Source organism: Leuconostoc sp., assembly GCF_965300815.1.
In genome coordinates, this window is the sequence record NZ_CBDKZH010000119.1 from 2726 (window position 1) to 3871 (window position 1146).

Consider the following 1146-nt stretch of genomic DNA (forward strand, 5'->3'; position numbering starts at 1 on the left):
TTAGCAGTCCCTTCAGTTTGTAATTGTTGCCCAACAAAAATCAAGTTAGGATTTGAAATACCGTTGGCCTTTGCTAAGGCATCAACAGTTGTGCCATTGGCACGCGCTAACTTTGATAAAGTATCACCAGCTTGAACAGTAATTGTATCAGCATTTGCTGTTGCCACCCCAGCAACAGCAAATGCGCCGGCAGCAACAGCAGATTTAAGCATAGTAGATGTTTTCATAATATAGGTAACTCCTTAAAAGTTAAAGACTTGATTAAGTATCATTGTTTGAGGTCTTCTCGACAATGATAAGTGTACCAAATTAGCATAACGTAGATGTTGTGCATTCTTTTCACTTCGTTATCAAGAACACAAACATGTCACAAAAAAGGATTTTAAATGTCTTTTGTGACAATTACATTTCTTTTTGGTTTCAAACCAAATCTAAAGCACTGTGCCAGCAAATGTCGGATACCAACTCTGATTCAGCGTCTGAATCTTAACCTGGGCGTCATTTTCATCAACAGCAATATAATGGCTGCCACCGACATAGATGCCAACACTATAAGGCTGTTCAGGAATTCCCCAAAACAACAAATCTCCCGGTCGCGTATTTTCAACAGTATTAAGTTCATACACATCATAAAGTAAATCAATCAGGTCTTGTGACCAATGACCCGTTTGACCATCAGCTTTGATGTTGGACGTGTTCATGACAAAAGCAACAAACGCACCTGAGGACTGGTATGTTTTCCCCAACTGCGTTAGTGCGATATCTAGCCAATTATTAGCCATGCGTCATATATTAATATTGACCGGCGTCAGATACACCGACAATTGTGTTACCCACAATACCAAAGCCAACAGCTGAGGCACGTGCGTTAGCAACCCACATTTGGTGTCCTGGTGTGCCATTTGTCATCATGTTGGTTTCGTTGTACCAAGCATCGATCACTGTACCAGCACTCCAACCAATGGCAACAACTTCACCATTTGTACTGAAGTGATTTGATGGTAATCCGCCATTATTCACAGCGTTATAGGCACGCGCTTGGGCACGCGCTGACAAACCAGCATCCAAACGAACAGGCGCCAAACCAAGCGCTGCACGCTTTGCGTTCAATGAGTTCAAAATCGTTTGAACAGCTGAAGAAGCGAC

General features: G+C 42.2%; 3 protein-coding genes. All 3 read right to left on the reverse strand.

Annotation, left to right across the window (positions count from 1 at the left end):
• Nucleotides 1–227: LysM peptidoglycan-binding domain-containing protein (locus ACW12G_RS06920; protein WP_455647598.1), on the reverse strand; the 227-nt coding region annotated here is incomplete at its 3' end.
• Nucleotides 228–431: 204 nt separating this feature from the next.
• Nucleotides 432–782 (reverse strand): NlpC/P60 family protein, encoded by a 351-nt coding sequence (locus ACW12G_RS06925; RefSeq protein ID WP_029510302.1) that lies wholly within the window; start codon nucleotides 780–782, stop codon nucleotides 432–434.
• Nucleotides 783–792: 10 nt separating this feature from the next.
• The coding region (locus ACW12G_RS06930) for a CAP domain-containing protein (protein WP_455647599.1) at nucleotides 793–1146 on the reverse strand (354 nt) is incomplete at its 5' end.